Source organism: Chrysanthemum yellows phytoplasma, from assembly GCF_000803325.1.
Classification (GTDB): Bacteria; Bacillota_I; Bacilli_A; order Acholeplasmatales; family Acholeplasmataceae; genus Phytoplasma; species Phytoplasma asteris.
Genome location: NZ_JSWH01000088.1, coordinates 1 through 4599 on the forward strand (window position 1 = coordinate 1; position 4599 = coordinate 4599).

The 4599-nt window shown below is 28.2% G+C and carries 4 protein-coding genes, 2 tRNA genes and 1 other RNA gene; 2 read left to right on the plus strand and 5 right to left on the minus strand.

The genetic code is table 11. From position 1 onward, the window contains the following. Window positions 1–125: 125 nt before the first annotated feature. Together OL66_RS01555 and OL66_RS01560 are read right to left on the minus strand one after the other, a co-directional pair. Window positions 126–200: transfer RNA gene (locus OL66_RS01555), tRNA-Gly, on the minus strand. 19 nt (window positions 201–219) lie between these two features. Beyond that, window positions 220–293 (minus strand) — tRNA-Thr (locus tag OL66_RS01560). A 191-nt stretch (window positions 294–484) separates the two neighbouring features. On the opposite strand from OL66_RS01560, the gene OL66_RS01565 reads away from it, so the two are divergent. Together OL66_RS01565 and ssrA are read left to right on the plus strand one after the other, a co-directional pair. Further along, the gene (locus tag OL66_RS01565; RefSeq protein WP_034172193.1) at window positions 485–709 is read left to right on the plus strand and encodes a cold-shock protein; all 225 of its coding nucleotides are present in this window, start codon (window positions 485–487) and stop codon (window positions 707–709) included. Between the two features lie 276 nt (window positions 710–985). Continuing rightward, window positions 986–1410, plus strand: a transfer-messenger RNA (tmRNA) gene (ssrA, locus tag OL66_RS03690). An 86-nt stretch (window positions 1411–1496) separates the two neighbouring features. On the opposite strand, the gene OL66_RS01570 is transcribed toward ssrA, so the two are convergent. From OL66_RS01570 to mutM, 3 genes are all read right to left on the minus strand, one after another. After that, window positions 1497–2315, minus strand: coding sequence for an ATP-binding protein (locus OL66_RS01570; RefSeq protein ID WP_034172194.1), 819 nt, complete (start codon window positions 2313–2315; stop codon window positions 1497–1499). 82 nt (window positions 2316–2397) lie between these two features. Then, a complete protein-coding gene (locus tag OL66_RS01575; RefSeq protein WP_034172195.1) occupies window positions 2398–3591 on the minus strand; it encodes a DnaD domain protein in 1194 nt (397 codons plus the stop codon). 54 nt (window positions 3592–3645) lie between these two features. Next, a complete protein-coding gene (mutM, locus tag OL66_RS01580; protein WP_034172196.1) occupies window positions 3646–4476 on the minus strand; it encodes a DNA-formamidopyrimidine glycosylase in 831 nt (276 codons plus the stop codon). Window positions 4477–4599 lie beyond the last annotated feature (123 nt).

The following is a 4599-nucleotide window of genomic DNA, read 5'->3' on the forward strand; positions in this document are numbered from 1 at the left end:
TGCTTTTATGATATCTATAATATATTATATTAATTTAACAATTAAACGCTGTTATTGGGGCAAAAAAAGCTAAATAATAAAGTTTTTTAATAAACAAATATAATACATCTAAATTATATAATGTATGGAGCGGGCGAGGGGAATCGAACCCCCGTCTCATGCTTGGCAAGCACGTATAATAACCACTATACGACGCCCACATCATCTTAATTTTGGTTTTGGTGCCCTTAACAAGAATTGAACTTGTATTTCAGCATTACCATTGCTACGTTCTGCCGTTAAACTATAAGGGCTTAACATATTTTATTATATCAAAAAAAATATCAAAATGCAAATTTTTGACGAAAAAAATGAAAATTTTACCAAAAAACGTCAAAAAAGTAAAAAAAAGTGTGTAAAAATGTTTGACTCTAAAAATAAATGAGTTATAATAGATAATAGGTTATGAAACCGAAATAATTTAAAAGAAGGAGTATTATTAATAATGCAAGACAAAAAACAACAGGGAACATGTAGATGGTTTTCTAAAGACAAAGGCTACGGATTTATCATTTCAGCTGATGGGAAAGATATTTTCGTACATTACAGTTCTATTCAAACTGAAGTCTTTGGAAGAAAAACACTTAATGAAAACGACAAGGTGGAATTCACTGTTAAAGAAGGCGACCTCGGAGCTCAAGCTGTAGATGTTGTTGTAGTTAACGAATAATTTCATTAATAATCGAACAAAGGAAGGGATGCAAATCCCTTTTTTGTTATATATATTGAGCTTTTTGTTTGCTTGTGTAATTTTGATTTGAGTTTAGTTTAAATTTAGATAATTTTATCTTTGGCGCTTTTACAAAATTTTAAATTTATTGGTTATAATTTTTGAGTAGGCAAAAAGAATAAATTAATCAAAAATATGATCCATTCCAAAAACACAAATAACAAATCTAAAAATAACTTGATTTAAAAAAGGTTTTTTGAGTTAAAATAAAAATATGGGGATGTTTTGGATTTGCCAAGGTCAACGAAATTTATATAGCATATCTTGGTTACGCAAGTAAAAACGTCGAGGTTATAATAACCGGAAATAACAAACAAACTGTAACAAATACACAAGATTTTGCTGGACAAACTCCAGTTTATCAAATGAATTTTGCAAACAGTTTTTCTTCACAATTAGCTTTTGCTTAAATAAATAAGCAAAACCCGCACTTAAATTAACTTACGATTTAAGGAAGGCAATAAGGTAAGTTTTGCTAATTGGGTTTGTCTTTGCTCTTTTAGCAAATATCAAAAAGACTAGTAATTTATGGATTTTGTTTGTTTTTTCATAAATTGCGAACTTACAAAATAAACTAAATATGTAGAATATATAAATTAAAGTGATTTTGTACATGGGTTCGACTCCCATCATCTCCACCAAAATAAATTATAAATTATTTGCTTGTGTTATTACGTTTTTCCCAAAAAGAATATTTTTAATCCTTGACCAAGTTCAAACTGTCTTATTAGGAATCTTGTTTTTCGGAAAAATCATAAAAGTGAGTAAGGGTACGAATTTTTTCAATAATTTTGTATACCTTAACTTCAATATTAGCATTTTCAGCTCCATGCAAATGCAATAAATAATTGTGCAGTTCATTAAAGGGCAAATTACTACTAATAAAAAGGGGCAACTTTTTTTCAGCTCTATCATACAACAAAGGAAGCAAAATTTCATCACGAAACCAAGGTGTCATATTTTCTGAACCTAGGTCATCCAAAATCAAACACTTAACATTTTTTAATTGTTGCAACCTTGTTTCTAAAGTATTATTATACAAAAAATTTCTAAATTTTCTAGTTATATCAGGCATAAAAAGAAAAATAACAGAAATTTGTTTTTGAATTAATTCATAAGCTATTTTTTTCAAAAAAATAGTTTTTCCAGTATTAAAAGAACCCGACAAATAAAAACCTTTGGTAGATTTTTCAAAATGTTTAATAATTTGTTTCATCTCTTTTAACGCTTTTTGCTTAGAATCATTATCCACTACAAATTGCCTCACTAAATGAGCATCGAAATTAATGCTACTATCAAACAATTCATTTTGCGATTGCCAATGTTCCTTAAAATAAAGAGCTTGAGATTTAACAGTAGGAACCCAAACAACTCTTAAAGGATTAGTTTTTATTTCTTGGCGATTCCCATATTCATTTTCTTGATCTTTGGTGAGCAAATAATGATAAATAACTGGCAGTTCATCATCAGAGATATCTAAATTTTTGGTTTCTTCGCACTGTGCAATCATTTTCCTAATTTTTATTTTTATATCTGAAAATTCCATAAATTAATTTTTCACCTCTTTTGCTTTTGTAAAATTTTATCAAATTGAATTGATTCCTTGTAATAATAAATCATCCAAAAAATTATGACTGTTTTTTCTTTTTAAAATCTTCTAACCATTTAGGAGAAATTTGTGGTTTTTTTAAATTAGATCTAAACTTAGTTTGGGATTGGTTTTTTTCTTGTTCCATATAAAAATCATATGCTGTTTCAGTATCAAAAATCCCTTTTTGCTCCCAAGATTTTAAGATTTTTTCCAAATAAACCACTGAGGGCACAAAGCCTTTTCGTTCCAAAATATAAGTTAAAAGCACATTGACTAGCCCCGGTTCTAAATTGTTTCTTTCCATAAATTGAAAAACAGTATCAGCCGCAGTGGCTTGCATATTTTTAGGACAATGATTTATAATAATTCTTTGAGTAGAATCTTTACGTTTGAGCAAAGCAATCGTATCTTGTTCATTATCTTGCGTTTTTTTCGCAAAAACCAAATTTTGATTTTGAGTATGCATCTGATAATATCTTTTTACACCTAGGCTTAATTTGGATAGTTCGATTTCGCTGGGCTTTGGAAAAGTTTTTTGATATATTTCCGAAAGTGTAGCTTCATCTAAATTATAAACTAAGCTTAATTTTTGAATAAAATCACTTGTTTGATTGCAAGTTAAAGATGGTTTTTTGAAACGTTGGGGCAATTTTTGCAAAAATAATTTATAATCAAAAGTGTTATTTAAAAACTGTCTTGGAGAAGAATTTGTTTGGTTATTGGGACAAGTAAAATCAGTTGGTAAATCCATTTTTTGCACTTGAAACAAATCATCAAATTTTTTACTAATGTCTTGAAAAGCGTCCCAATTATTTTTTTTAGTGGAAGCTTCTTTACTAAAATGATTTTGCAAACTCAAAAAAGTAGCCTCTCCCACTTCACTTAATAAAAAATTACTAAAAAGAGGGTCTTTAAAAAACTCTTGAGATCTGCATGGCAAATTAAGCCAATAAATTCTTTCTTGGGTTTCGGAATTGCAAAAAGTTTGGAGCAAATTAAGAGCTTCTAATTTTTCTTGTGCCTCTAAAAAATCATTTTTTGAAACCGCACTCAAATCAAATAAAAATTGATGTTGATAAAAAATATTAGGTTTTAGAGTTGCTAAAATATGATAAATACCAAGCGCATGAGTGCCTATTAGTGGTTGATAAAGCAAACTTAGGCTTTGATGGTCTTCAAGCGACAAAAAAAATGAATTTTGGATTTGAAATAAATTTAGATGACTAAGCATAAAAACCTCTTTTTTAAAAAATATTGATCTATTTTATAGTTGAAAATAAATCAATTATAATTCTTTATTAGGATTATGATTTTGACAAACAGGACAAAGATAAGTACCTCTGCCGCCAACTTTGATTTTGATAATTTTAGTTTGACAGTTAATACAAGGCTTATTAACTTTGCCATGAATTTGTAATTTGTTTTGAAAATAGCCTATAATACCTGGCTGAGATTCAAAAGTACTTACAGTAGTTCCGCCCAGTTTAATGGCTTTGGTAAGTACTTTTTGGGAAATTGTTACAATTTCTTGCACTTGTTCCAAAGACAGTTCGCAAGCTTTAGTTTCAGGATGCAATTTTACTAAAAACAAAACTTCATTAACATAAATATTGCCTAATCCAGAAATTATTTTTTGATTTAATAAAACTTTTTTCAAAGCGCTTTTGGTCTTTAATATTTTTTGATACAAAACAACTGGATTGATTTCAAAAGGATCTAAGGCTAGTTGATGCAAGGTAGTTTGGGTTAAAAAAATGTTCTGATTCTTAACTTCAAATCTACCAAATTTCCTAAAATCATAATATCTTAAAGAACTTTTATCCTCCAAAATAATTGCAAAATGTTCGTATTTGTGTTTAGGCTCATCGCAAGGTTTGATAAATAATTTTCCTTCCATTCTCAAATGCCCTATTAAAACTAATTCTTGAGTTAAAAAAAATAATAAAAATTTACCTTTTCTTTGAATATCCAAAATGGTAGTTTGTTCAATTTTTTGAAATTCTTTGGTATTTTTAACAGCAGGCTCATAAAATACCTTAGTTGCAACAATTTTTTTTCCTATTAACTGTGTTTTTAAAAAATCTACAATAATTTGGACTTCAGGTAATTCTGGCATGCATTTGCTCCTTTTTTATCTTTGTTTTTGGATTGCAATTGTTCTTTTGCTTTTTTAGTTTGCTTTTTTCTTTTGCTTTTTTATTGATTTGGATATTTAACATTTCTATTTTATAAATAAATT